General features: G+C 53.9%; 24 protein-coding genes and 3 tRNA genes. 10 read left to right on the forward strand and 17 right to left on the reverse strand.

Annotated features, from left to right (window positions below):
- Positions 1-8 precede the first annotated feature (8 nt).
- Positions 9-1,058, reverse strand: a complete 1,050-nt coding sequence (locus C1N58_RS10410) for an oxygen-dependent tRNA uridine(34) hydroxylase TrhO (protein ID WP_033737572.1) — start codon at positions 1,056-1,058, stop codon at positions 9-11.
- 260 nt (positions 1,059-1,318) lie between these two features.
- Here C1N58_RS10410 and C1N58_RS10415 point away from each other — a divergent pair, with 260 nt between their 5' ends.
- The 3 genes from C1N58_RS10415 (at position 1,319) to C1N58_RS10425 (ending at position 3,327) form a co-directional block, all read left to right on the forward strand.
- Positions 1,319-2,242 carry a Kdo(2)-lipid IV(A) acyltransferase gene (locus C1N58_RS10415; protein ID WP_006118797.1) on the forward strand — a complete coding sequence of 308 codons (924 nt, stop codon included), beginning with the start codon at positions 1,319-1,321 and terminating at the stop codon, positions 2,240-2,242.
- 166 nt (positions 2,243-2,408) lie between these two features.
- Positions 2,409-2,759, forward strand: a complete 351-nt coding sequence (locus C1N58_RS10420) for a DUF3147 family protein (protein WP_058701399.1) — start codon at positions 2,409-2,411, stop codon at positions 2,757-2,759.
- A 166-nt stretch (positions 2,760-2,925) separates the two neighbouring features.
- Positions 2,926-3,327: a MysB family protein gene (locus C1N58_RS10425; RefSeq protein ID WP_033737574.1), complete on the forward strand. Its 402-nt coding sequence runs from the start codon at positions 2,926-2,928 to the stop codon at positions 3,325-3,327.
- On the opposite strand, the gene C1N58_RS10430 is transcribed toward C1N58_RS10425, so the two are convergent.
- The 3 genes from C1N58_RS10430 to C1N58_RS10440 form a co-directional block, all read right to left on the reverse strand.
- The gene (locus tag C1N58_RS10430) at positions 3,318-3,542 is read right to left on the reverse strand and encodes a YceK/YidQ family lipoprotein (RefSeq protein ID WP_033737575.1); all 225 of its coding nucleotides are present in this window, start codon (positions 3,540-3,542) and stop codon (positions 3,318-3,320) included. The two genes, C1N58_RS10425 and C1N58_RS10430, sit on opposite strands and share 10 nt — an antisense overlap.
- A 158-nt stretch (positions 3,543-3,700) precedes the next feature.
- Entirely contained in the window at positions 3,701-6,253 is a 2,553-nt protein-coding gene (mdoH, locus tag C1N58_RS10435; protein ID WP_394564161.1) for a glucans biosynthesis glucosyltransferase MdoH, read from the reverse strand.
- The gene (locus tag C1N58_RS10440; protein WP_172677658.1) at positions 6,246-7,784 is read right to left on the reverse strand and encodes a glucan biosynthesis protein G; all 1,539 of its coding nucleotides are present in this window, start codon (positions 7,782-7,784) and stop codon (positions 6,246-6,248) included. The genes mdoH and C1N58_RS10440 overlap by 8 nt, the downstream gene beginning before the upstream one ends.
- A gap of 280 nt (positions 7,785-8,064) precedes the next feature.
- Here C1N58_RS10440 and mdoC point away from each other — a divergent pair, with 280 nt between their 5' ends.
- On the forward strand, positions 8,065-9,189 hold the full coding sequence (gene mdoC, locus C1N58_RS10445; RefSeq protein WP_033737578.1) for a glucans biosynthesis protein MdoC: 1,125 nt from the start codon (positions 8,065-8,067) through the stop codon (positions 9,187-9,189).
- Positions 9,190-9,221: 32 nt separating this feature from the next.
- On the opposite strand, the gene C1N58_RS10450 is transcribed toward mdoC, so the two are convergent.
- On the reverse strand, positions 9,222-10,682 hold the full coding sequence (locus C1N58_RS10450; RefSeq protein WP_039341167.1) for a phospholipase D family protein: 1,461 nt from the start codon (positions 10,680-10,682) through the stop codon (positions 9,222-9,224).
- Positions 10,683-10,838: 156 nt separating this feature from the next.
- On the opposite strand from C1N58_RS10450, the gene C1N58_RS10455 reads away from it, so the two are divergent.
- The gene (locus C1N58_RS10455; protein WP_033737580.1) at positions 10,839-11,999 is read left to right on the forward strand and encodes a glycoside hydrolase family 1 protein; all 1,161 of its coding nucleotides are present in this window, start codon (positions 10,839-10,841) and stop codon (positions 11,997-11,999) included.
- Here the strand turns inward: C1N58_RS10455 and C1N58_RS10460 are convergent.
- The 6 genes from C1N58_RS10460 to C1N58_RS10485 all read right to left on the reverse strand — a co-directional run bounded on the left by C1N58_RS10460 (position 11,990) and on the right by C1N58_RS10485 (position 17,077).
- The gene (locus C1N58_RS10460; RefSeq protein ID WP_367143172.1) at positions 11,990-12,163 is read right to left on the reverse strand and encodes a hypothetical protein; all 174 of its coding nucleotides are present in this window, start codon (positions 12,161-12,163) and stop codon (positions 11,990-11,992) included. The genes C1N58_RS10455 and C1N58_RS10460 overlap by 10 nt on opposite strands.
- Before the next feature lie 32 nt (positions 12,164-12,195).
- Positions 12,196-12,339, reverse strand: coding sequence for a hypothetical protein (locus C1N58_RS10465; RefSeq protein WP_006118788.1), 144 nt, complete (start codon positions 12,337-12,339; stop codon positions 12,196-12,198).
- A gap of 115 nt (positions 12,340-12,454) precedes the next feature.
- Positions 12,455-13,873: an efflux transporter outer membrane subunit gene (locus C1N58_RS10470; RefSeq protein WP_394549691.1), complete on the reverse strand. Its 1,419-nt coding sequence runs from the start codon at positions 13,871-13,873 to the stop codon at positions 12,455-12,457.
- Positions 13,870-14,964, reverse strand: coding sequence for an HlyD family secretion protein (locus C1N58_RS10475; protein WP_394549692.1), 1,095 nt, complete (start codon positions 14,962-14,964; stop codon positions 13,870-13,872). The genes C1N58_RS10470 and C1N58_RS10475 overlap by 4 nt, the downstream gene beginning before the upstream one ends.
- A gap of 2 nt (positions 14,965-14,966) precedes the next feature.
- On the reverse strand, positions 14,967-16,646 hold the full coding sequence (locus tag C1N58_RS10480) for an MFS transporter (RefSeq protein ID WP_110267697.1): 1,680 nt from the start codon (positions 16,644-16,646) through the stop codon (positions 14,967-14,969).
- Positions 16,647-16,648: 2 nt separating this feature from the next.
- The gene (locus C1N58_RS10485; protein WP_033737583.1) at positions 16,649-17,077 is read right to left on the reverse strand and encodes a MarR family winged helix-turn-helix transcriptional regulator; all 429 of its coding nucleotides are present in this window, start codon (positions 17,075-17,077) and stop codon (positions 16,649-16,651) included.
- 162 nt (positions 17,078-17,239) lie between these two features.
- Between C1N58_RS10485 and C1N58_RS10490 the strand changes: the two genes are divergently transcribed.
- From C1N58_RS10490 to C1N58_RS10505, 4 genes are all read left to right on the forward strand, one after another.
- Entirely contained in the window at positions 17,240-18,085 is an 846-nt protein-coding gene (locus tag C1N58_RS10490; RefSeq protein ID WP_394549694.1) for an AraC family transcriptional regulator, read from the forward strand.
- 36 nt (positions 18,086-18,121) lie between these two features.
- Entirely contained in the window at positions 18,122-18,529 is a 408-nt protein-coding gene (locus C1N58_RS10495) for a DUF2000 domain-containing protein (RefSeq protein WP_394549696.1), read from the forward strand.
- Between the two features lie 372 nt (positions 18,530-18,901).
- Entirely contained in the window at positions 18,902-19,162 is a 261-nt protein-coding gene (locus tag C1N58_RS10500; RefSeq protein WP_394549697.1) for a biofilm/acid-resistance regulator YmgB/AriR, read from the forward strand.
- Positions 19,163-19,295: 133 nt separating this feature from the next.
- Positions 19,296-20,801 (forward strand): SulP family inorganic anion transporter, encoded by a 1,506-nt coding sequence (locus tag C1N58_RS10505; RefSeq protein WP_172912330.1) that lies wholly within the window; start codon positions 19,296-19,298, stop codon positions 20,799-20,801.
- A 35-nt stretch (positions 20,802-20,836) separates the two neighbouring features.
- Here the strand turns inward: C1N58_RS10505 and C1N58_RS10510 are convergent, their stop codons facing one another.
- Both C1N58_RS10510 and C1N58_RS10515 read right to left on the reverse strand, forming a co-directional pair.
- Positions 20,837-21,034 carry a DUF6404 family protein gene (locus tag C1N58_RS10510; RefSeq protein WP_006118780.1) on the reverse strand — a complete coding sequence of 66 codons (198 nt, stop codon included), beginning with the start codon at positions 21,032-21,034 and terminating at the stop codon, positions 20,837-20,839.
- Between the two features lie 533 nt (positions 21,035-21,567).
- Positions 21,568-21,807 (reverse strand): YrhK family protein, encoded by a 240-nt coding sequence (locus C1N58_RS10515; RefSeq protein ID WP_237166121.1) that lies wholly within the window; start codon positions 21,805-21,807, stop codon positions 21,568-21,570.
- Between the two features lie 640 nt (positions 21,808-22,447).
- On the opposite strand from C1N58_RS10515, the gene C1N58_RS10520 reads away from it, so the two are divergent.
- Positions 22,448-22,915, forward strand: a complete 468-nt coding sequence (locus C1N58_RS10520) for a hypothetical protein (protein ID WP_394549700.1) — start codon at positions 22,448-22,450, stop codon at positions 22,913-22,915.
- Between the two features lie 178 nt (positions 22,916-23,093).
- On the opposite strand, the gene C1N58_RS10525 is transcribed toward C1N58_RS10520, so the two are convergent.
- From C1N58_RS10525 to pgsA, 4 genes are all read right to left on the reverse strand, one after another.
- Positions 23,094-23,180, reverse strand: a tRNA-Leu gene (locus C1N58_RS10525).
- 10 nt (positions 23,181-23,190) lie between these two features.
- Positions 23,191-23,264: transfer RNA gene (locus C1N58_RS10530), tRNA-Cys, on the reverse strand.
- Between the two features lie 40 nt (positions 23,265-23,304).
- Positions 23,305-23,380, reverse strand: a tRNA-Gly gene (locus tag C1N58_RS10535).
- Between the two features lie 190 nt (positions 23,381-23,570).
- The gene (gene pgsA / locus C1N58_RS10540; protein ID WP_006118776.1) at positions 23,571-24,119 is read right to left on the reverse strand and encodes a CDP-diacylglycerol--glycerol-3-phosphate 3-phosphatidyltransferase; all 549 of its coding nucleotides are present in this window, start codon (positions 24,117-24,119) and stop codon (positions 23,571-23,573) included.
- Positions 24,120-24,129 lie beyond the last annotated feature (10 nt).

Consider the following 24,129-nt stretch of genomic DNA (forward strand, 5'->3'; position numbering starts at 1 on the left):
GGGGTCGGTTATTTCCGCGTCGGTGCCGGAATGGTCATATTCAGCAAGCCACGCGACTTGTTAAAGATTTTATTGCCATTCTCACGTCCCGCCCGACGGGCACGCTGTTCTTCAGGCGACAGACGGGCTTCTTCCTGGCACAACGGGCTACAGCAGTGCTCATACTTCTCGGCACAACTTTCGCACTGTATAAACAGTAAGTGACAACCATCATTGACGCAGTTGACGTGCGTATCGCAGGGCTCACCACACTGATGACAATGCGCCAGAACATCATCCGATATACGCTCGCCCATGCGTTCATCAAAAACAAAGTTTTTACCTTTAAAACGCACCGGTAAATTTTGTTCCCGCGCCCGACGAGCATATTCAATAATCCCACCCTCGACATGATAAACATCCTGAAAACCGTTGTGTCGCATCCAGGCGCTGGCTTTTTCACAGCGAATCCCTCCGGTGCAGTACATCACGATTTTTTTGTCTTTCTTGTCTTTGAGCATATCCACGGCCATGGGCAGCTGATCGCGGAACGTGTCGGCAGGCACCTCTAATGCGTTATCGAAACGCCCGACTTCATACTCATAATGATTGCGCATATCGACAAAGACCGCATCAGGATCGTCGAGCATGGCGTTAACTTCGGCCGCTTTCAGGTAGTTGCCGACGTTACTGGCATCAAAGGTGTCGTCCTCAATCCCGTCAGCCACGATGCGATCGCGCACTTTCAGGCGCAGCACCCAAAACGACTTGCCATCATCATCCAGCGCAATATTCATGCGCAGATTGTCCAGCGCAGGATCAAAGCCGTACAAAAAGGCTTTCATAGCCTCGTACTGGCTGGCTGGCACGCTGATCTGCGCATTGATGCCCTCATGGGCAACGTAGATGCGACCAAACACCTTTAATGCGGTTAACCCGACATAGAGCGCATCGCGAAAGGCTTTGGGATCGGCAATGGTGAAGTACTTGTAAAAAGAGACTGTGGTGCGCGGTTCGGTTTCGGCCAACATACGCGCCTTCAGCTCTTTATTGGAAACAAGGTTGTGTAACACTGGCATGGTGTTCGTTCCTGTTATCAATAGAAGAAATTTAGCGCGCACATCATACCTGAAATGAAAAAAATGCGAAGCGTATAAGAAAAATTGATAGGTAAAACGGTAAATTTCGTTGCGCGATGGTGTTGTGCCCTCATTTTCATCTTCTGCAACACCCGGAGAAATGCTCTAACATTTCAGCCGCGGGGAAAAAAATGGCACAATAACCGCAACTGACGAATAACAGCACCGCAGGTGCACGACGCAGGATAACAGTATTCAAGATGACCCAATTGCCTCAATTTTCACGTGCACTTTTTCATCCCCGCTATTGGTTGACTTGGTTGGGTATCATTTTTCTCTATATTTTGGTCCTGTTACCTTATCCCCTGCTCTACGCGCTGGGTAGCGGTATTGGCCGTATCGCTATGCGGTTTATGAAGCGACGAGTGGCCATTGCTCGCCGCAACCTGGAACTGAGCTTTCCGGATATGCCGACCAACGATCGTGAAGCCATGATTAAGCATAATTTTGAATCTGTGGGCATGGGTCTGATTGAAACCGGCATGGCCTGGTTCTGGCCCGACTGGCGGATTCATAAATGGCACACACCTTCCGGTCTGGAACATATCCAGCAGGCCCATGATACCCAGCGCGGCGTGTTACTTATCGGTATGCATTTCCTGACGCTGGAAATTGGCGCGCGTATGTTTGGCATTCATAATCCCGGTATTGGCGTTTACCGGCCGAATGACAATAAATTGATCGACTGGTTACAAACCCGCGGTCGTATGCGCTCCAATAAAGGCATGCTGGATCGTAAGGATCTGAAAGGCATGATCCGGGCCTTAAAACGTGGAGATATCATCTGGTATGCGCCCGATCATGATTATGGTCCCCGCAGCAGCGTGTTCGTGCCCTTCTTTGGCGTCGACAAAGCCGCCACCACCGTAGGGACACATATGTTAATGCGTACCGGAAAACCGGCGGTTATCCCGTTTGTGCCGCGCCGTCTGCCGGAAGGACGCGGTTACGAGTTGATCATTTTGCCTGATGTCAGCGCTGATTTTCCGCTGACCAGCGAAGAGGACACCGCCGCGCGCATGAATAAAGTGGTGGAAGAAGGCGTACTGCTGGCACCTGAGCAGTACATGTGGCTGCATCGCCGCTTTAAAACCCGCCCTGAAGGCGAACCTTCGCGCTATTAACCTCACCGCTGCCCGGCACCGATGCGGGCAGCGCTTTTTCTTTGGGTGGTAAACCGTTTGTTCTGCGCCCGACGTGGCGGTGCGACCTCGCCTGCCCCCATTCCACCGTCGGGCATGTCCTTCATGTTAAGCTGGGTGATGCGTTGCGGTTGAACAGGAGAAAACGATGCTCTGGCTGCTTTCAAAATATGCAATAACGGCTCTGATGGTGGTGGTGATCTCGGAAGCGGCAAAACGCAGCGATCGTCTTGGCGGCCTGCTTGCGGCGCTGCCACTGGTCACGATTCTGGTGCTTGTCTGGATGAAACTGGAAGGACAAGCGCAGACCAAAATTGCCGCCCACGCCTGGTACACCTTCTGGTATGTGGTGCCGACCTTGCCCATGTTTATCCTGTTTCCTTTTCTGTATCAGCGTACAGGCTTCTGGCTTACCCTGGGACTGAGCTGCGTCCTGACGCTTATCGTATTCGTTCTCTGGGCCGTTCTGCTGAAACGCTGGGGCATCGAACTGCTGTGATGACCTTCTCCGCGAGACAAGCCAGCACGATGTACCGCCTGATTTCATCACATCATTTTGCCTGCCGAACCGCCAGACATATTCGTCCTCTGACGCACTGACTTTCTCTCCTGCGATTTTGGTCTATCCTTCACTGAAATCACGTTAATCAGGCAAGGAGAGAAGCATGAGTATGTTCACTACACTGGAAGAAGCGATTGACGCTGCGCGTGAAGAGTTTCTCGCCAACCATCCAGACCTTGAGCAAGATGATGCAGCTATCAATCAGTTCGGTCTGCAAAAATATGTTATGCAGGATGGCGATATCATGTGGCAGGCAGAGTTCTTCGAAGACGAAGGGGATTCAGGCGAATGTTTACCGATTCGCAGTGGTGAAGCCGCTCAGGCAATTTTTGACGGTGACTTCGATGAGATTGAGTTGCGTCAGGAGTGGTTAGCGGAAAACACGCTGCATGAATGGGACGATGGCGAATTTCAGCTTGAGCCTCCACTGGACAGTGAAGAAGGTAAGGCTGCCGCCGAAGAGTGGGAAGACGATAACAGCGATTCCGATCGCGGTTACGTGTAAGGTCCATGGCTGGCGTCGACCGGAATAAGCAACGTATCGACGACCAGTGATAACGGCAGGTCGAGAATGGTGATAATCCGCCATGCCCCCTCCCTGACGTCCCACTTTACGCCGGGATAAAACTGGTTACCGTGTCCCTGTCCGGGCACGGTACGGCTGATAATACTGCCACAGCCGCTCAGCGTAACGATAGCGAGGGACAGCAGCGTTAACATAACGAGTTTATTCACAATAGCGACTCAGGTTAGACAGCCGTCATTTTAATCACGACTCAGGTGGCGTTACCATCCTGTTTACGTAAAACTGCAAAATAATGTTGCTGTCTGTGTCGGGCCAGGGGCAAAAAAAAGCGGCATCTCTGCCGCTTTTTTCATTATGCCTGATGCGGAAGCGCGTCAGGATTGAGCGAAAGTTTTTGATAACTCTCTACCCACTGATGGTATTTCTCGCCACTTTCCCACAAACGGGTGTGAACGCGCGCCAGTACCACCGGATCGCTGATCAACTGCAAACGTTGTTCACGACCCAGCTTCTCGGGCGCATCGCTCAGTGCCTGATCAACCCGCCGATCGCGCGCATGATCTAACAACTGGCTGTGCTTGTGCCGTGAGGTCGCCAGCGCTGTCGCCAGTGCGTTAAACGCCGGGTTAAACAACGCGTGCATAAAGCCGTTTTTCAGGACGCGCTGGCGGTTCAGCTCGACGTAACGGTCAGTATCGATCAGCTCTTTTGGCGGATCATACTCTTCCGGAATCAGGAACAGCTTCGCCTTCTTGGTCTTCAGGCCCAGCCCCGAACGGCTCGACATCACTGAGACAAACGGTGACAGAATCATTGAGAAGACAATAGGCGCCAGCCACCACAGGAAGTTGAGATCCAGCCAGCCCATTCCGGCTGCCCATACGATACCCAATGCCATCTGCGAGCCATGACGTTTAAAGGCCTCGCTCCAGGGCGTTGCATCATCATCACGCTGCGGTGAGTTCCAGACGACTTCCCAGCCCAGGAACGCGCTGACCACAAATACGGTGTGGAACAGCATGCGCACCGGTGCCAGCAGAACCGAGAACAGCATTTCCAGCAGCAGCGACACAAACAGACGCAGTGCGCCACCGTAAGGTTTCGCGCCTTTACACCAGATCAGCACCACACTCAGCAGCTTCGGCAGGAACAGCAGCACCAGCGTGGTGGAGAACAGCGCAATCGCCAGTTCAGGACGCCATTGCGGCCAGACCGGGAACAGCTGTCGAGGCTGCAGGAAGTAGGTCGGTTCCATCAGCGTGTGGACCACCTGTAGGGCGGTGGACAGCGCCAGGAACATAAACCACAGCGGGGCTGAAAGGTATGACATCACGCCCGTCAGAAAGACCGCACGGTGGACCGGATGCATCCCTTTAACGAGGAACAGCCGGAAGTTCATCAGGTTACCATGACACCAGCGGCGATCGCGTTTAAGCTCATCCAGCAGATTCGGCGGCAATTCCTCGTACGAGCCAGGCAGATCATAGGCAATCCATACGCCCCAACCCGCACGGCGCATCAGTGCCGCTTCCACAAAGTCGTGAGACAAAATGGATCCCGCAAAAGACCCTTCACCGGGCAGCGGTGCCAGCGCACAGTGCTCAATAAACGGTTTCACACGGATGATGGCGTTATGGCCCCAGTAATGCGATTCCCCTAACTGCCAGAAATGCAGACCCGCGGTAAACAACGGCCCATAAACACGCGTCGCAAACTGCTGGCAGCGCGCATACAGCGTATCCATTCCGGACGCTTTTGGTGACGACTGAATGATCCCGGCATTCGGGTTCGCTTCCATCATGCGCACCAGACCGGTCAGACATTCCCCGCTCATGACGCTGTCCGCATCCAGTACGACCATGTAGCTATAGTTGCTGCCCCAGCGACGACAGAAGTCATCAATGTTGCCGCTCTTACGCTTCACACGACGACGGCGACGGCGGTAGAAGATCTTTCCTGCCCCACCGACATCACGCACCAGCTCCATCCAGGCCTTTTGCTCAGCAATAGCAATATCGGCATCGTAGCTGTCACTCAGGATATAGACATCGAAGTGCTCAGCGTTGCCTGTACGCACAACGGATTCCCAGGTGGCGCGCAAGCCTGCGAACACACGGCCCACATCTTCATTACAGATGGGCATGATCAGCGCGGTACGGTGCTCTGGATTCAGCGCCTCATCCCCGACTGTCGAGTAAGAGATGCTGTATTTATCCCGACCGATCAGCAGTTGTAAAAAGCCCATCAGTGCTGTCCAGAAGCCCGCCGACACCCAGCAGAACAGAATCGCAAACAGGAACAAAATTCCCGTCTGCAACACATAAGGCAGAATCTGCATGACAGACTGCTGCCAGTTCTGGTTGATCATGTCCATCGGATCCAGCAGCGTCCAGCCCTGGTAAGGCAGAATGGTCTTCATGTACCACGTTGCCACCACGGTTTGAAACACCGTAAGAATCAGGAGGATATAGCGGCGAACAGAACCGACATGGCGCCATTTTTCTTCTGCGCGCTGCTCTTCCGCCGTGGCATAACGCGGAACCGCCTTATGACCCCGTAATGAGTCCCAGGCACGTGCCAGCGGGTTAGTGCGCCAGGCTTCCGGAAACATCAGTGAACGCTTCACCTTTGGCATCACTTTCAGGGTGGTACGTTCCAGATAGTCTTTGCCTAGCTGTGCACCACCCGCGAGGGAATCAGGCCAGGCCATTTCAATACGTGATGAAACGGACTTCAGCGGTGCATCGTCAGGACGATCGCTGGCGGCCACATCCTGACCCAGCGATTCGTGCAGTTGATGGAACGTCTGGGCATTCTGTAAAGACGCCGCCAGACGCGCTTTTCCTGCCGCATCCAGCGGCAGGGCTTCTACATAGCGTTGAGGTGTAAAAGTCAGATTATTCATTGGCAGGTAACTGATAGCTCCAGGTTTCCGTCAATGTTTTGTCACCGCTTACCAGCGCGGCACGCATTTCAGTCGCCTGCTTGTTATCTTTAACCCGGATACGCAGAACCAGGCGCCAGCCTTTGGTAACCGGATTGTAGCGAACGCTCTGTTCCACCACTTCCCCGTTTTTACCTACGCTGACCTGAGGCGCAACCTGGCTGTCGGCCGGCATTTCACTCATGTCTTTCCCTACGAAATCGATGGTGAAGGCCACGGTGCCATCCGGCTGACGAACCAGGTTTGACTGCTTCACGTCGCCCGCCGAGCGCAGCGTATCTTTGACCCAGGCAACATCATCTGAATGCAGCTTGTTTTCATTACGGCCAAAGTGCAGACGGTAGTCAAAGTCCATGGCTTTGCCGGGTTCCGGCAGATTTTCCGGTGTCCAGAACGCCACGATGTTATCGTTGGTTTCGTCAGCGGTGGGGATTTCCACCAGCTCAACATGGCCTTTGCCCCACTCGCCTAATGGCTCAACCCAGCCGCTTGGGCGCAGATCGTAACGATCGTCCAGATCCTGATAATTATTGAAATCACGTCCGCGCTGCAGCAGCCCGAAGCCTTTCGGATTTTCAATCGTGTAGGTGCTGACCGCCAGATGGCGCGGGTTGTTGAGTGGACGCCAGATCCATTCACCATTGCCGCTGTGGATCGACAAACCGTCCGAATCATGCAGTTCAGGGCGGAAATTCGAGACCGTCGATGGCTGATTGCGGCCAAACAGGAACATGCTGGTTAACGGCGCGATGCCCAGTTTACCGACCTTGTCACGCAAATAGACCTGCGTCTTAACATCGACGGTAGTCTCCTGGCCTGGGTGAATCGTGAAACGGTAGGCACCGGTGGCACGTGGAGAATCCAGCAGCGCATAAATCACTAACTGCTTGTCCTGGGGTTTTGGACGTTCAATCCAGAACTCTTTGAAACGCGGGAACTCTTCACCTGACGGCAGCGCGGTATCGATCGCCAGACCACGGGCAGACAGACCATATACCTGGCCTGCACCAATCACACGAAAATAACTGGCCCCCAGGAAGCTGGCGATTTCGTCATCTTTCTTATTCTTGCTGTTCAACGGATACAGGACTTTAAAACCGGCAAAGCCAAGGTTTTTAACCGCATCAGCATCGTGCTTCACGTTGCCAAAGTTGAAATAGTCAGGATTGTATTTGATCTCACGTACGGTATTGGCGGTGATTTCATTGATCTTCACCGGCAAATCAAAGTACATGCCCTGATGGTAAAACTCGAGCTTAAACGGCGTACGCAGTTTGCCCCAATACGCTTTATCGTGGTTGAACTGAATCTGCTGATAATCAGCAAATTTCATGTCACGAAACTGAGAGGGTAAATTACTTTTTGGCGCTTCAAAGCTTTTTCCAGACAACTCTTTCGCTTGTTTCGCGACATCATCAAAGTTAAACGCCCAACTGTTGTTGGCATACAAAGCCAGCAGGACCGCTGCGCCAATCCAGCGCATTTTCGTCAGCCCCACATTATTTTTTACATTAGTCAGCACATCCCCCCCTTTCGTGTGCTTAATACAAACCCGCTTATCTTAATGGATAATTCGGCTTTCCGACAGCATATGCACAACAATGTTCCCGATAATCATCTACTCGCGAGGTGATTTTAGGACAATTAAACGTTACGGGCTCAACTGAGATTCAACTGATAGTATACTCTGTTATCTCCAGCTAGAATTTCCCTCCAACATAAAACGGTTTCAGGGCGAAACCGCCTAAAACGTACTAACGAACTGGAACTTTATGAGTACAAAAAAACCTGAGCGTGAATATTTTCTCGACTCCATTCGGGCCTGTTTGATGTTGTTAGGCGTGCCGTTTCACGTCTCCCTGATCTATTCGTCTCAGTCATGGGCCGTCAACAGCCACGATGCCTCACTATGGCTCACTACCCTCAATGATTTTATTCATTCGTTTCGTATGCAGGTGTTCTTTGTTATCTCGGGCTACTTCTCTTATATGCTCTATCTGCGCTATCAGCCTCAGCGCTTTCTGAAAGTCCGCTTAGAGCGCGTCGGGATTCCGATGCTCACCGCGGTTCCGCTGATCACGCTGCCGCAGTTCTTTATGCTGAAAGCCTGGACACCAAAGCTGTCGAACTGGAACAATTTGTCGCTGTATGACAAGTACAATACGCTGATGTGGGAGTTGATCTCGCACCTGTGGTTTTTGCTGGTGCTGGTATTGCTTACCACACTGGGCATGCTCACCTTCCGCTGGCTACGCGATCAGCAGCGCAATATTGACTACCAACGTGTCGGCTGGACAAAGCTGGCTCTGGGGCTGTTGTTGTGGGCCGTGCTCTGGGGAGCGGTACGGCGGGCGATTTTTTATGCCCACCCTTCCCTGTTGGGCGATGCGCTGTTTAACTTTGCCGTTATGCAGTGTCTGTTCTTCCTGCCGTTTTTTATGCTGGGTGCCCTCAGCTGGAAACATCAGGCGCTGAAAACGCTGTTTGTCCGGGCAAACCCGCTGCTGTACGTTGGGGCCGTCGTGATGCTGGTCGCCTACATTGCAAACCAACGGCTGAACAGTGGCGAAGGCTGGCTGTATGAAACCGACGCGCTGATCAGCAGCATGATGGGGCTTTGCATGCTGAACGTTTGTTACAGCCTGGGTCATAAATGGCTGAATTCTCACTCTCCTCAGATCATGTACCTGGTCAATGCCTCCCTGTTCATTTACCTGGTGCATCACCCTTTGACCCTGCTGTACGGAATTTTTATGACGCCGCATCTGCACAACAACACGTTTGGCTTTTTTCTGGGCCTCTTAATGGTGTTTGGTGCCTCCTTCATTTTGTATGAGTTGCACCTGCGCATTCCTCTGCTGCGCTTTCTGTTCTCCGGTAAACCGCAAAAGCGTTAAGGTAAAGGCGACCATCCGGGTCGCCTTTTTTATTACAGTAGCCACTCAATAGGCAGCCGCCAGACCAGCCGGACCTGCAGACGTTGCCACCAGTTACAGCCGGGCTCATGCTTATGCACAACCTGCTGCGCTTCGCCCGGATATTCCAGCCAGTTTACCCGGCCCCACTTATCCAGTTGCAATGTCCAGGCTCTGTCACGCATGGATTCACTAAAGCGCCGGTGGGTTTCCGTGGCCAGGGTTTCACTTTCGATCACCAGTCCCATCTCCGTGTTTAACACGGCGGAACGCGGATCAAAGTTAAACGAGCCAATAAACAGAATGGCTTCGTCTACCGAGAAGGTTTTCGCATGCAGGCTTGAGCCAGAATTCCCGGTTAACCCGCGATCGTGCGGCGCATCGTTTACGCCCGCCTGCGGCTTTAACTCATACAGCGCGATGCCATGACGCAGGAGCTTTTTGCGCCACTTGGCATAACCGGCATGCACAACAGAAACGTCGTTCGCTGCCAGAGAGTTCGTCAGAATCGCAATTTTCACGCCTTTACGCTTTAGCGACAATAACTGCGCCACGCCCGCGCGGGTGGGAACAAAGTAGGCGGAAATGATATCAAACTGACGCTGGGGTGAACCGATAACCTCCAGCATGCGCTGGGGCAGAAGCGATTTGCGACGGGCTTTACCCAGCCCCTTGCGCGGATCGTCACTCAACAGCCGGGCTTTTGCCCAGACAAACGGTAAGCTGTCCTGCGTCAGTTGCTGAATCAGTGGCGAATGGCTCAGTCGCTTCAGATAGTGCTGAACGCCCTCGTTCTCACGCCATTCGGGAGGCAGAACGACCTCAGGATGTGCCGTCACGTCCTGTTCCAGCACATCGTCCAAAGGGGAAACCGGTTTACTGTGCCAGTAGCGTTCAAAATCCTCCGCCACTTCCTTGACCACGGTTCCAATTGCCAGCACGTCGAGATCGGCAAACAGCGGTTCGTTACCTGTCCCAAAGTATTCATCGCCAATGTTGCGCCCACCCACCACCGTGGTGATGCCATCGGCGGTAAAGCTTTTATTGTGCATACGACGATTGAGGCGTGCAAAATCAGTGAGGTAACCCAAGGCGCGCAACGTGCGAAAGGAAAAGGGGTTGAACAGTCTGACGGTAATATTTGGATGATGATTAAGCTGCGCCAGCGTATCGTCCAGCCCTGGCGTATTGTTATCATCGAGCAGGAGCCGGACTTTCACGCCGCGATTGGCTGCATCCAGCATGGCGCTGAACAGGAGCCGACCAGACATGTCGTTTTGCCAGATATAGTATTGAATATCCAGCGTCTTTGTCGCTTTTTCCATCAGCAGGTAACGGGCAGCAAAGGCATCCAGCCCGTCACTCAGCGGATGAATACCGCTTAGCCCCGGATGACGCAGCCCGGGCGGAACAAGCCGTTGCTCAAGCCAACTCTGGCTCGGTGCAGGCTGGGGAAGATTAAACGCTTCGGTCATGGAGAGTCCCTGAATCTTACGGTCATTTATTATTATTCCTTCGCGCGGCACGGGATGCCAGTCGCGGTTGCGCAGCTGCAAGACTGAAAGCAATGTTTTTTAGTCTAGACTTACTCCAACGATCTGTGACCGACATTTGTCCGGCAGGAGAGGAATATGCGCAACCAGCCTATCACTGACGATCACGTACACCATCAACCCCGTCTGTTTCAAAGCTTTTTTCAGGGCAGTTTTCCCTGCTCCACCGCCTGCCGCACGCCAGGTAAGCGCCTGGATATGGTGATCAGCAGTGGCCACGATATGTTGTTCAGAAAAGACTATGCCGCGCTGGTCGACTTGCACCTGTTGACCGCACGTGACGGTGCGCGCTGGCATCTGATTGAGAAAACGCCAGGCCAGTACGACTGGCGTAGCTTTTTACCCATGGTCGATGCGGCGCGGGATCAACAGTTGCAGGTCATCTGGGAGCTGGCCCATTTTGGCTATCCGGACCATCTCACTATCTGGAAAGCCAGCTTTGTCGATCATTTTGAACGTTATGCCCGTGCGATGGCGACATTGCTGCGCGATCGGGGAATCGAACAGCCCTTTTTTACCCCGATTAACCAAATATCGTTCTGGTCCTGGGCGGGTGCGGAGGTGGCCTGGTTTAATCCTCACGTCAGTCAGCGCGGAAAAGAGTTAAAACGGCAACTGGTCCGTGCCTCTCTGGCGGCGATACAGGCGATTCGCGACGTGATTCCCGCGGCGCGATTTGTCCTTACCGATCCGCTGGTACAGATTGCCCATCATCCTGATAACCCCGACAGTAAACCCGGGGCCGATGCCCAACATCAGGCTCAGTTTGAGGCATGGGATATGCTGGCCGGTCGCCTTGATAAGGAACTGGGCGGGCGCGAAGAGTATCTGGATATTCTGGGTCTGAATTATTACCCCGATAACCACTGGTATTTTCCCGATCAGCCCATGGACAGAGACGATCCCGTACGGGCCCCACTCCACCTGTTACTGGCCCAGTACTGGCAACGCTATCAGCGCCCCATGTTAATCGCTGAGACGGGCGCAGAAGGCGAGGCACGGGCCCCCTGGCTGCAGGAAGTCAGTGAAAATGTTATGGTCGCGCTGGATCAGGGTATCGCGATGGAAGGGATTTCTCTGTACCCGGTGGTTGAGTATCCGGCCTGGGCCGATGACAGACGGTCGCCAGGCTCACTGTTAGGGCTGGCCGATCCGAACGGCAACCGAACGGTACACGAGAATCTGGCACTGGTGCTACGAAGCCAGCAGATTAAATTCAGTCAGCGCGTTCAGCGTTGACCGGTGGGCGGTTTAGGATAGCAGGTTTGTACATCGACATGGTCGACGGGCGTGGTAAGACGGCTGTCGTTAAACCATGTCATCAGAAACAGAAAGGTGACACCAATCAGGCAAGCCGTCAGCAGCCCAATAATCGCAATCAGTTTATCATCGCGCGATTCCATCCCTCACTCCTTTCAGGTCCGGTTGATAAACACTAGCTCATCCAAAGCGTGACGATCAGAACGAAAATTATAAGCGTTACCGACGTCACTGCAAGCACCACAATCGCGAAGTGCGCATCGGCAAGCGGCTGAGCCACGGGTTCCTCATGCTCTTCTGGTGGGTGGGGTAAGAACATGCTCTTCCTGGTCAAAACGGCATAATGGGGCGATAGTGCGCGACAGTGTAAAACAAACCCGTCGCGTTAGCCGTGATTTTACAAAACAGACCGCTGGCAAACTGATGGGCGACGATTACGGCCCCCTGGCGTCAGCCTGATGCCGTGCCCCACTCTGGTTTTCGCCCGACCAGCCCCCGCCGAGTGCACTGTATAACGCGATTTGGGCCTGCAACAGATTATTCTTTACCGTTACCAGATTTAGCTGCGTGGCAAACAGGGTGCGTTGCGCATCCAGTTCGTCCAGATAAGAAGCATAGCCATTTTGATAGCGATTCGTTGCAATACGCAGTGCCTCAGCGACAAACTGCTCTTGCTTCTGGAGCGCTTCACGCTGTGCTTCGCCCTGGCGAATGGCATCCAGCGCGTTATTGACTTCGGAGAACGCGTTTCTTACCACTTTCTCATAGGTGTAAAGTGCCTGATTGCGAGAAGCCATAGCGACATCGACCTGAGCGGTCAATGCTTCACGGTTCAGCAACGGTGCCAGAATACTGCCCCCTACGCTCCAGAGGCGGAACGGATCGTCCACCAGCTGATGCAAAACGGAACGCTGTAATGTGCCCGACGCTGTCAGATTAATTCCCGGCAGTAACTTCGCCTTTGACGCAGCCAGGCTGGCATCGGCGGCCAGCAGCTGGCGCTGCGCCTGGACGATATCCGGGCGACGATTCAGTAAGGCTGACGGCAAAATGCCCGGTATCGTCTGTGGCATCAGGACAGTAAAGTCGCGGTGACGGGCCACCTCCCGAGGGTTCATGCCGACTAAAATACTGAGCGCGTTTTCCTGCTGAGCAATCTGATGCTGTAACTGCGGTACCTGGGCTTGCGCGGACTGATACTCCGATGAGGCCTGCATCCACTCCAGCCGGGACGTATAACCTGTTTCAAACTGACGCTGCGCCAGTCGGAGCGAGTTACGCCGTAAGGCCAGCGTCGCTTCGGTCACGCGCAGTTGTTCATCCAGCGCGCAGAGCGTCATATAACCCGATGCAACGGAACTGGCGATGGTCAGTTCTGCGGCCGACGCGGCCGCCTGCTGCGCCTCCAGCGTGGCGCGGGTGGCATCAATCGTATCGGCCCGTGCGCCCCACAAATCGACATTGTAACTGGCCTGAAGCTGCCCCTGAAAAACGGAGGTTTCATAAGGCTGCCCGGTCACAGCCGACAGGGCACGTTGACGCGTTGCCGCAACCCCGCCACTGAGCGTGGGAAAGTTATCGCCCTCAGCGCCACGCAGTTGCGCACGATATTGATCCACCCGCGACCGGGCTATCAAAATATCGGGATTATGCTGTAATGCCTGCTCCACCAGTCGGTTCAGATCCCGATCGCCAAACGCCTGCCACCAGGCCGCCTCTGGCGGCGCGGAAGGCCCAACCTGCTCGCGCCATTGTGACGGAATGGGTAACGAGGCCGGGGCTTTCTCAACCTGTGTGCTGCACCCTGCTAACAGGGCGGCCAGCATGCCTGCCACTAACCGAGCGCCCTTCATGGTGCGGTCTCACTGACTGGTGAAGCCGCCGTATCAATACTGACCTCGACTGACATGCCGGGCCGTAACTGTTGCTGCACCTCCGGCGCGACGTCAATGCGTACGGGAATACGCTGGGCGATTTTCACAAAGTTACCGGTCGCGTTATCCGGTGAGATAGCGCTGAATTCTGAGCCTGCCGCTGGCGAGATATCGGCAACGCGACCGTCGAAACGTTTACCATCCAGCGCATCGACACGAATCGTCACCGGCAACCCCGCGCGAATATGCGCAAGCTGGGTTTCTTTATAGTTTGCGATGATCCACTTATGTGCAGGCACCACGGAGGTCAGGCGCGTCCCGGCCGTCACATAGGCGCCTTTACGCACCGATAACTGCCCTAACTGACCCGCATCGGGCGATATGATACGGGTGTTTGCCAGGTCGATTTCAGCCAGTTCCAGCGCCGCCTGCGCACTGGCAACGTCCGCCTCCAGCGACGCCCGGTTTACGATCACCGTTTGCAGATTTTGCTGAGCGACTGCAACCTGGGCTTCCGCCTGATGAAGCTGAGCCAGCCCCTGCGCGTTCGCTGCGCGTGCGGCATCCCGCTCACGCACGGAGAGCGAACCATCCGCGGCCAGATTCTCTACCCGCTTCAGATCCAGGCCACTTTTCACCGCCTGCGCTCTGGCGTTTTCCAGAGCGGCTTTGTTGCTCTGGATCGAGGCCTGCGCGCTAAGACGCTGCTGTTGATTGTTGCTCAGAGCGGCCTGCTTCATGGCCAGTTGTGCCTGCGCCTGATGCACTCGCTGGCGATAAATACGATCGTCAATCGTCATCAGCACCTGGCCTTTTTTGACCGACTGCAGATCGGCCACGTTCACAGCGGTCAGATATCCGCTCACCTGCGGGCTGATAAAGGTGACCTGGCCGCGTACATAGGCGTTTTCCGTGCTCTGGACCGGACTGGTAAAAGGCCATAGCTGCCAGGCATACAGAATAACCAGCACACCAATGACCGCAATGCCGCTCCCCAGGGCGATAGAGAGAATACGACGACGATTGGCCCGATCGCGTTCTGCTGCCTGAAGTTCATCCTGCTGACTCATACTTACTCCGTTCGTTCTTGTGCGGCGGCGAGCTGACGCTGCTCTGCCAGATGAAATTTGGCCTGTCGCCAGTCAAGGTAGCGTCGACGTGTTAAACGCCACAACACCCACATCAGCGTAACCAGCGCCAGGGTTGCGGTCAGCAGATAGGTGTCGTTGTAGGCCAGGACGTTCGCCTGCAGGGTGGCGACGGACTGAAGCTGGCTGGTGCTTTGGGCACTCAATAACGCGCTATCGCCAATCTGGCTGCTAAAGAGCCCACCATATTGTGTAAGCCGGTCGCTGACGTTGGGATCCAGTAACGATAATTGATCGCCGAGCAGGCTGGAGTGGTATTTTTCACGCCAGACCTGAAAGGTCCCCAGAATCGCGGATCCGATTAAACCGCCCAGATTTTGGCTCATGCCGAACAGGACCACGAAACTGACCAGATTTTTAGGCTGCGTGACGACGCTGCCAATTCCCATCAGCATGGCCGGCGCCATGAAAAAGGCACTGCCGAACCCCAGCAGAAACTGACTCAGGTACATATTGTTCGCGCGCGTGACCGGGCTGGATTGCGCATCCATCAGTGAGGCGATAATCATGACGACCAGCGATGCGACGATCGGCCAGTTAAGATGGGTAGGTTTGATAGTCAGCGCGCTGGCGGCAATGCCCGCCACCACACCGGCCATGATGGCAAGCGCCAGGCCGTGCATTTGATCATTCTGTAATCCAATCTGCTGCAGGAAGCCGACTGCCCCCGTATTCTGCTCTGCCAGTACGATGCGAATCATGATCATCACAATGCCTAAACGCACGATCATTCCACTGCTGAGCCAGCGCGTGTTTATGAGTGGATTGCGGCGATTGTGCTCAATCACAAAGGCACTGACGATCAGCACCAGCGCCAGGGCTGAACAGATCCCCAGCCAGGGCGTACTGAACCACCACTCAATACGGCCCAGCGACAGCACGCCACACAGCAACGCCATGCCCGGAGCCAGCAGGATAAACGTCAGGAAATCCATCTTTTCAAAAGCTTTAATACGATCGCCCGGCGGCAGCTTAACCACCAGCACCGCCCCTAATGCAATCAGCGCTAACCCCAGCTCAAACAGATACAGCCCTCGCCACTCGTCCAGTTGTAACAACTCACTGGAGAACAGGCGCGCCAGCGGAATAGCGAGCTGTGAGGCGGTGAGACCAATGACCAGCGCTTTTAAGCGATGCCTGGCAGGCCAGGCCTGAACCTGGTAATAAATGCCCAGCGAGCTTAGCGCCGCACCGACCATGCCATGGGCCGTGCGCACGATAATCGCTGAACTCAGATCGTTGGCAAACAGATGGAAAAAGGCGACCAGGACGTACAGCACCAAAAACGCTTCGGTAAATACGCGTAAACCAAACTGCTGGCGAAATTTTACCAACAGCAGGTTGATAGAGATATTCCCCATCACATAAACCGCGGGCAGCCAGGCAATTTCGTTGGAATAAGCCGCAAAGGTGCCTTGCAGATTGGTCAGATTAGCCGTAACCAGCGCATTACTTAAGGCGCCGGTCAGCGAGATCAGCAACCCTATCAGCCCAAAGGCAACACGCTTGGGTGGGGAATGGATTGGCGTCGAAGGCGAGCCCGGCAGCATGGGTTTTTCATGAGGCAACCATTCACGCGCAGCGTAGGGATTGCGCCGGGCCATACTTACATACTTCCCATTCGGGTCAGCAGCGTTTGTAAAACGCGCTCTACCAGGGCGATTTCCTGAGGATCAATATCCGCCAGCAGTTGCGTGCGCAGCGCATCGGCCTGCGTCTTTACTTTTGCGAACGCTTCATTGCCCTTCTCGGTCAGCACCAGATGACGCTTGCGGCGATCTTCGGCGGGCTGGACCCGGGATAACAGGTCCTGTTTCACCAGGCGATCCACCAACGGCACCATACTCGCATCTTCCAGGCCCATTAACTGCGCCAGTTCGGTTTGCGTGAGGCGTTGAGGTTCACTGGCGATAAGCCCTATCGCCATCCAGCTACTGGTGCTCAAACCGCTGTCTTTAAGATGGCGGTCAACGGCCAGGCGCCAGGCATGGGCGGTCAGGTGCAGCAGGTGGGTAAAGGTACGGTTAGATGACATTTATAAGTAGCTGCCTAATTATTAGAGTTCTAATTAATTGGTTAAGTTATTATACGCAAAGCAAAATGCGAAAGAAAAGCATCTGTACTGTTAAATACTGGATAACAACGTCAAAATGTCCAGTCCTGATCCTGCTGTCAACACCTCGGGGAGGACAAAAGCGTGAACACCTCCACCCATAACTGGGTCGATCTGCGCCGCGACGCGCGTAGCGGCATCGAAACGATACGGGCGCATTTTACCGGGCATGCTTACGATCCTCACTGGCATGACAGTTACTTAATTGGCGTGACGGAGCAAGGCGTGCAGCAGTTCCACTCCCGTCAGAAACGTCATCAGAGCCGACCGGGCACGGTCTTTATGTTGGAACCTGAAGAGCTTCACGATGGCGATGCCATTGATGCACAGGGCTTTACCTACCGCATGCTCTATCTGTCACCTCATCATCTGCACCAGCAGTTTGCACCTGGCTGTCTGGACAGTGTGCCCGGCAGTGAACTGCGTTTTGCCACCACGCTTCAGGATGAGAAATGGCTCTCCTGGGCGGTCTGGCACGCCTTCGACGCGCTCTGGCACAATCACCCGCAGTTAATCAAAGATGCGGCGCTGGAGCGGTTATTCCGCCATCTTCGTCACTTGCCTGTCTGGCGCAATACGCGGCCGGATGTGGCACCGACACTGGCCCATCAGGCACGAGACTGGCTTATTGCTTACCATGTCAATAACCCCGGCATTGCCCAGATGGCACAGGCGCTGAACGTGGATCGTTTTCGGCTTTCCCGCCTGTTCCAACAGCAGTGGGGCCTACCGCCTCACGCCTGGTTAGTACAGTGGCGGCTCAGTCAGGCACGCCGACGGCTGGCTATGGGCCATTTACCCGCTGAGGTGGCTGCCGATCTGGGCTTTGCAGACCAGAGTCATCTGGGGCGCTGGTTTAAACGCGCCTGCCAGCTGACGCCTGCACGTTACCAGCAACTATGCACAAATCTTCCAGACGCTGACCACTAGCCTTGCCACAATGGCATTTTGTATCAGGAGAAGATAATGAGCGACTTACGATGTGTGATGATTTTGAACAGTGCGTTACCGGCCGGCAAAGCCACCAATGCTGCCGCCGTTATCGCTCTGACGCTGGGACAACGTCATCCCAGTCTGGTCGGTGAAGATCTGGAAGATGCGACAATGCAGCGCTATCCGGGGCTCATCCCCGTTGGCATTCCTGTCCTGGGGGCCGATAGTGCACAACTCAGCACCGTGTGGCACCAGAGTGAACAGACAGACTGTGACACTGTGGTCTTTCCCGAGCAGGGTCAGTCAACCACCGACTACCAGGCCTTCAGTGACACGATGAAGACGCTGCCCGCCTCGGAATGGCGCCTGCTTGGGATGGCGATAGTGGGCGACAAAAAAGCGGTTCGCAAACTCACTGCAAAACTCAACCTGTTTAATTAACCCTCCCGGGAAAGCACGCTGCTTTCCCGTCGGCCTGGTCCGCTTGTACACATTTCCTGTACAGGAAAGCGACAAACAAAATTCTTAACATCTTAATTGTTAAGGATTAGCATTTTATGCTTAACAATCTACTTGTACAAATAAACTTTAATTGTATAACTTTACATACAACGAGTTGTGATCACGACTCTGTAACGAATGATGCATCTGCGTCGCCTCTGAAGGTGTAATGGATTTCCACCCTCAGAGGTTTCTTTTTTGATTTTGATGACCTGCTTGTTGAGTTTGGCGCCATTGTATTTTTATGCGATGGCTTTTAGGTCTGTTTGTCGCGCACTCTACCGGGTAGCCGACTTTTTCAAAGGCTGACACATGCAAAACACACTGCCCCAAACGGATAAAGAGATCGCGGATTACTTCACCGCTGCGGCGAATAAACCCGACAGCGATATGGAGATTCTTGGTCTCGTTGTCGCGGAAATCCTACAGTCAGGTATGGCCGTCAATAATAAAGCCATTATTTCGAAACTGATTCATCGCCTCGAGCTGGAGCGCGACGAAGTGTCACTGGACGTTTATCGTCACCTGCTTGAGATGGTGGTGTATAAAACGCCAGACGACCTGACGTTATAATCTTTTCTCCATGGATGGAGTCATTTCGCTTTTTCTGGCTTCTTCTTTAAGCTGTCGGTAACATTCGCCCTTCACCAAATCCTGTCTTCCTTGCCTTTCGCGCAAGCTTAAAATAAAAGAGCCTGTTTACACTATGAATCAACAACATGATGTCGCCACAACTGCCGTTGTGGAAAACGATGTCAGTGTCGGCCGCGTCTTACGCTCGCCTGCACTGCTGACGCGAGAATGCCTGGCCGGCGTGATCACGGCGCTGGCGCTTATTCCGGAAGTGATCTCGTTTTCGGTTATCGCCGGTGTCGATCCGAAGGTCAGCCTGGTGGCCTCTGTCGTACTCTGCCTGACGCTGTCTTTGCTTGGCGGCCGCCCTGCCATGGTAACCGCCGCAGCGGGTTCGGTTGCGCTGGTGATTGGGCCTATGGTCCATGCGCATGGCGTGGCCTATATTCTTCCTGCCGTTGTAATGGCCGGGATCATTCAGATTCTGTTCGGCGTGACAGGTATGTCACGTGCGATGCGTTATATTCCCCGTTCGGTCATGATCGGCTTTGTGAATGCGCTTGGCGTTTTAATTTTCTTTGCTCAGGTCCCGCATGTCTGGGGTCAATCGCCGCTGGTGTGGGCACTCTTCGCTGTGACGCTGGCCATCGTGCTGCTCCTGCCCCGCGTGCTGAAAAGTGTGCCCTCTCCCTTAGTGGCCATCGTGGTCGTGACCGCCGTGGCGCTGGCGATGGGCTATCGCGTCCCGACGGTGGGTGATGAAGGCCCCATGAGCGCAGGTCTGCCAGACTTTACGGCACTGACCGTTCCGCTCAACTGGCAGACCTTATCCATCGTCTGGCCCACCGCGCTGAGCGTGGCGTTTGTAGGACTAATGGAATCGCTACTGACCGCCAAGCTGGTGGATGACCTTACAGATACGCCGTCCAGCAAACGTCGCGAATCCTGGGGGCTGGGTATAGGTAATATTTTGGCCGGTTTTTACGGTGGTATCGCCGGATGCGCCATGATCGGACAGACCATTGTCAACGTGGAACTGGGTAAAGCACGTAGCCGGGTTTCAACGGTTGCCGCCGCCCTCGTGCTGTTACTGCTGGTGACGGGCCTGAGCCACATCATGGCGCAGATCCCGATGGTGGTGCTGGCCGGCATCATGATGATTGTCGCCGTCAAGACGGTCAACTGGCACAGTTTGCAGCCCGCGACGCTGAAACGGATGCCCTGGTCAGAAACGCTGGTCATGCTGTTAACGGTAGGTATTACCGTGTTAACCAGTAACCTGGCGCTGGGGGTGCTGGCGGGTGTAGTGGTGGCAATGATGTTGTTTGCCCGGCGCGTCGCGCATGTGATTCATGCGGAAAGAACGTTGAGTGAGGACGGACAGTCTGTGCGCTACGATGTTCGCGGACCGCTGTTTTTTGCCAGCAGCAACGATTTGTTTGAGCACTTCGATTACGCACATGACCCTAAATCTGTCACCATTGATTTAACGCACGCACAGATATGGGATGCCTCCACCGTCGCTGCACTGGATGGTATCGAATACCGTTATCAGCGTCATGGTGCCAGCGTCACCATTGAAGGTCTGGATATGCGCAGCAGCGATTTTCATCGCCGCCTGAGCGGTAATCTGAGCTGAGACACTGGCCTGCTGCGGCACGCAGCAGGCCCCTCTTACGCCTGCTGTCGCCGTGCCCGATAGCGCGCGACCATCGTAATTAATGCCTGGTATAACAGGCCAGCATAAAGACTCATCAAAACAGCCAGGCCAATTTCTTTGCCCTGCGCCTGCCATGACATAAACCACATGAAGACGCCCCATAACACTGAAAAAATCAGCCAGCCGCGGACGAATTTCAAAATGCCATTCATAAACGCCACTCCTCTTTTGTGATGCGCTACTTTAGCTGGCGTTGAAACAAAAAACCGGATTAAACGCGCGAGATGAGAAGTATCTCAAAAAACGGATAGAGGGCGGAATCGCTTCGCTTTTCTGCTTTACCACCGTTATGTTTAGTAACAGCTAACTACAATTAGCTTACTGTTAATTTCACAAGGGAAATAGCATGAATCGTCGTCTGACTTTTTTCGCTGCTGTTGTCGCTGCCTCAACATTGACCGCGTGCGCACCGCCGCCACCGGGCCCCGGCTGTGCGCCACCCCCACTGCCACACGATCATCGCCCGCCGCCGCCTCCGCCACCACCACCGGGTCAGGCACTGGCCCCACCACCGGCAGGCACCGTTGCACCACCGCCGCCTGCAACCGGGCAGCAACCTTCACCACCGCCCGCCCGCACCTGGTGATCTCCTGAAATCGCCTCACCTTTCATTTAGCCTGCCTGAGTCGTTCATATATCAGGCAGGCTGAATGCGTTTAGCTGTCCGTGATACAGGGGTAAAGGACTACTGAGGTTTTTGTGGATGTTGATCGATGCGCTTTACGTGTACCAGTTCTGCCAGGGTGATTGCCGGGCGAAGTAATAACTGAAGGCTCCCCACGACAAATAACCATGTTCCACCTGTCATCAGCGAGTCGAAGAAAAACAGGATGCTGCCCGTCAGGAACCATACTGCGATAAAGAGATCGTTGAGCGCGCCAAGAGCGCGGTAACGTCGAGCGATAATGATATGATCTGAACCCACAGTGATTTCTGCTTTGTTTCCCGGCACGGCTTGCCCTTCTCTGAATAATGAAATGACTGCAGACAAGATTAGTACACAGAGAAGAAAGGTAACCTACTGGCCTCAGCCTGTCCGCCACAGTAACCCCGCCGCGCGGGAAAAAAGTCGTATCCGACCGTAAGAACATATCGTTTAACGCCTGCCAAAACATCTCCACGCCATTTTTATGTTGATTGTCAGGGAACACACTGCCATTGCTCAAACGACGGATAAGCGCTAACGGCACCATTAAGTCTTAGGGACACCTGGTCTGAATCTGACTCTGCCGCTTCTGCCAGCACGATCAATCTCGCAAAACCGAATAGCGACACGCTGTAAAAGTCAGTCAACGGGATAAGAACAGAGCACGTTGCCCGCCTTCCGCACCGAAGGCTGTCGGCAATATAAAAGGTTTATTTTTTACAGCGGCTAAAGCCTGCCGCGGGATTGCCGATAGTAAGGAAGTAATTGTTAGAACCTTACATTAATAGCCAATTTTGCTATGCCCACATCCGAGTGGGCTTTTTTATGCCTGCAACATACACATCGTGCCTTTTGCTGATCAAAAGTTATTCACTTGTATCTAAAAACCCCATTCGCTGTATGCTTGCCGGGTCAGCGCATGCTGACAACTGCATTTTCCCTTGTAACGATTTCTGCCTGTGTAACGCAGGCTTTTTTAATGAACGGATTGAACCGCTTAAAATCCGCAGCCTTCTCAATCTGCCTCCTTTTCCTCGCGTTTATTTTGGCCCTGAATGTATTGGTCAAAGGTAATCCATTCCGTTTTGATCGAGAAACGGCAATGATGCGTGACAGGACTGCCCGTAGCCAAAGGCGAAAATACCAGATAATGCCTTCTGTCACCGTCATGTCTGTCAAAACGGGGATGGAGAGCATAGTCAAAACTGTTACTGGTTTTGATATTGTCACCCACATTCAGGATGAGCGTTTTGGTGATAGATATCATGCTGCCTGTACCCGTAAAGCCTCTCTTTCTCAGTCTACCGGGCTTGTTTCCACTCATCGTGCAGACGTCATCTGGATGCCTCTGCTGGATTACTGGATTGCCAGACGTGACACGTTATAAAAAACAGCGTCAGGTCAGCACAGGAGGAGACAAACGGCAAAGGGAGAAAGGGGTTTAACAGGAGCCTGAGACCAGAATCAGAAATGACATAGCAGGAAGGGCTTATAAAAACAAAAAACCGCCCAAAGAGGCGGCTTAAACGACATTGCTACAACTTGATTTTATTGGTGTTTCAATATGGTGCCCGGGGCGGGACTTGAACCCGCACGACCTTACGATCGAGGGATTTTAAATCCCTTGTGTCTACCGATTTCACCACCCGGGCGAGGTATAACTGGAGGCGCGTCCCGGAGTCGAACCGAGGTACACGGATTTGCAATCCGCTGCATAGCCACTCTGCCAACGCGCCTAAAACCGATTTGCCGCCAGGATTGCCTGGTCTGCGAATTTGGAGCGGGAAACGAGACTCGAACTCGCGACCCCGACCTTGGCAAGGTCGTGCTCTACCAACTGAGCTATTCCCGCATCATCTTACCGTTCAGATAACTCGCTGCTGAAGGGTCAGACTTTACTACGCTTTATCGAACTTACTGATTTTTCTTAGCTTCTGCAGCTGTGCTGCCGTTCGATGCGATGCATTCTACTGAGATGACGCGGTGAGTCAATAAAATTATCCCCACATTGCGTCCGTTTGCTGCTTTTTGAATCGCATCGATCACGGTTCGAGCAAATCGCCTCTGGCAGCGCTTAAATACTGGAACATGGACCAGAACGTCAGTACCGCGGCAATGTACAGCGCGACCACGCCAACACCGACCACCATACTGTCCGGACGCCACAGCAGAGCAAAAAGCGAAAACATCTGCGCGGTGGTTTTCACTTTACCGATCCAGGAAACCGCAACGCTGCTCCGTTTACCTATCTCTGCCATCCACTCGCGCAGGGCTGAAATAATAATTTCACGGGCGATCATCGTGGCAGCGGGCAGCGTGATCCACCAGGCATGGAAATATTCCGCAACCAGTACCAAAGCAATGGCCACCATCACCTTATCCGCCACCGGATCGAGAAACGCACCAAAGCGGGTTGTCTGCTTCCAGCGGCGAGCCAGGAAGCCATCGAACCAGTCGGTCACGGCGGCAACAACGAAAATCAACGCGGTAACAAAGGGCGCCCAGTGAAAAGGCAGATAGAAAGCCAGCACAAAGAACGGAATAAGAACGACGCGAAACAGGGTAAGACAGGTCGGAATGTTAAATTGCATATGCTGGTAA

Source organism: Pantoea sp. SGAir0180, assembly GCF_043546245.1.

What these genes read in the sequence shown, in the direction of transcription:
- C1N58_RS10430 (WP_033737575.1), bottom strand. Translation starts at nt 3,542, where the DNA reads ATGTTAACGCTGCTGTCCCTCGCTATCGTTACGCTGAGCGGCTGTGGC.
- mdoH (WP_394564161.1), bottom strand. Translation starts at nt 6,253, where the DNA reads ATGAATAATCTGACTTTTACACCTCAACGCTATGTAGAAGCCCTGCCG.
- pgsA (WP_006118776.1), bottom strand. Translation starts at nt 24,119, where the DNA reads ATGCAATTTAACATTCCGACCTGTCTTACCCTGTTTCGCGTCGTTCTT.
- C1N58_RS10480 (WP_110267697.1), bottom strand. Translation starts at nt 16,646, where the DNA reads ATGGCCCGGCGCAATCCCTACGCTGCGCGTGAATGGTTGCCTCATGAA.
- C1N58_RS10495 (WP_394549696.1), top strand. Translation starts at nt 18,122, where the DNA reads ATGAGCGACTTACGATGTGTGATGATTTTGAACAGTGCGTTACCGGCC.
- C1N58_RS10485 (WP_033737583.1), bottom strand. Translation starts at nt 17,077, where the DNA reads ATGTCATCTAACCGTACCTTTACCCACCTGCTGCACCTGACCGCCCAT.
- mdoC (WP_033737578.1), top strand. Translation starts at nt 8,065, where the DNA reads ATGAGTACAAAAAAACCTGAGCGTGAATATTTTCTCGACTCCATTCGG.
- C1N58_RS10410 (WP_033737572.1), bottom strand. Translation starts at nt 1,058, where the DNA reads ATGCCAGTGTTACACAACCTTGTTTCCAATAAAGAGCTGAAGGCGCGT.
- C1N58_RS10415 (WP_006118797.1), top strand. Translation starts at nt 1,319, where the DNA reads ATGACCCAATTGCCTCAATTTTCACGTGCACTTTTTCATCCCCGCTAT.
- C1N58_RS10455 (WP_033737580.1), top strand. Translation starts at nt 10,839, where the DNA reads ATGCGCAACCAGCCTATCACTGACGATCACGTACACCATCAACCCCGT.
- C1N58_RS10470 (WP_394549691.1), bottom strand. Translation starts at nt 13,873, where the DNA reads ATGAAGGGCGCTCGGTTAGTGGCAGGCATGCTGGCCGCCCTGTTAGCA.
- C1N58_RS10505 (WP_172912330.1), top strand. Translation starts at nt 19,296, where the DNA reads ATGAATCAACAACATGATGTCGCCACAACTGCCGTTGTGGAAAACGAT.
- C1N58_RS10520 (WP_394549700.1), top strand. Translation starts at nt 22,448, where the DNA reads ATGCTGACAACTGCATTTTCCCTTGTAACGATTTCTGCCTGTGTAACG.
- C1N58_RS10460 (WP_367143172.1), bottom strand. Translation starts at nt 12,163, where the DNA reads ATGGAATCGCGCGATGATAAACTGATTGCGATTATTGGGCTGCTGACG.
- C1N58_RS10475 (WP_394549692.1), bottom strand. Translation starts at nt 14,964, where the DNA reads ATGAGTCAGCAGGATGAACTTCAGGCAGCAGAACGCGATCGGGCCAAT.
- C1N58_RS10450 (WP_039341167.1), bottom strand. Translation starts at nt 10,682, where the DNA reads ATGACCGAAGCGTTTAATCTTCCCCAGCCTGCACCGAGCCAGAGTTGG.
- C1N58_RS10510 (WP_006118780.1), bottom strand. Translation starts at nt 21,034, where the DNA reads ATGAATGGCATTTTGAAATTCGTCCGCGGCTGGCTGATTTTTTCAGTG.
- C1N58_RS10465 (WP_006118788.1), bottom strand. Translation starts at nt 12,339, where the DNA reads ATGTTCTTACCCCACCCACCAGAAGAGCATGAGGAACCCGTGGCTCAG.
- C1N58_RS10500 (WP_394549697.1), top strand. Translation starts at nt 18,902, where the DNA reads ATGCAAAACACACTGCCCCAAACGGATAAAGAGATCGCGGATTACTTC.
- C1N58_RS10420 (WP_058701399.1), top strand. Translation starts at nt 2,409, where the DNA reads ATGCTCTGGCTGCTTTCAAAATATGCAATAACGGCTCTGATGGTGGTG.
- C1N58_RS10425 (WP_033737574.1), top strand. Translation starts at nt 2,926, where the DNA reads ATGAGTATGTTCACTACACTGGAAGAAGCGATTGACGCTGCGCGTGAA.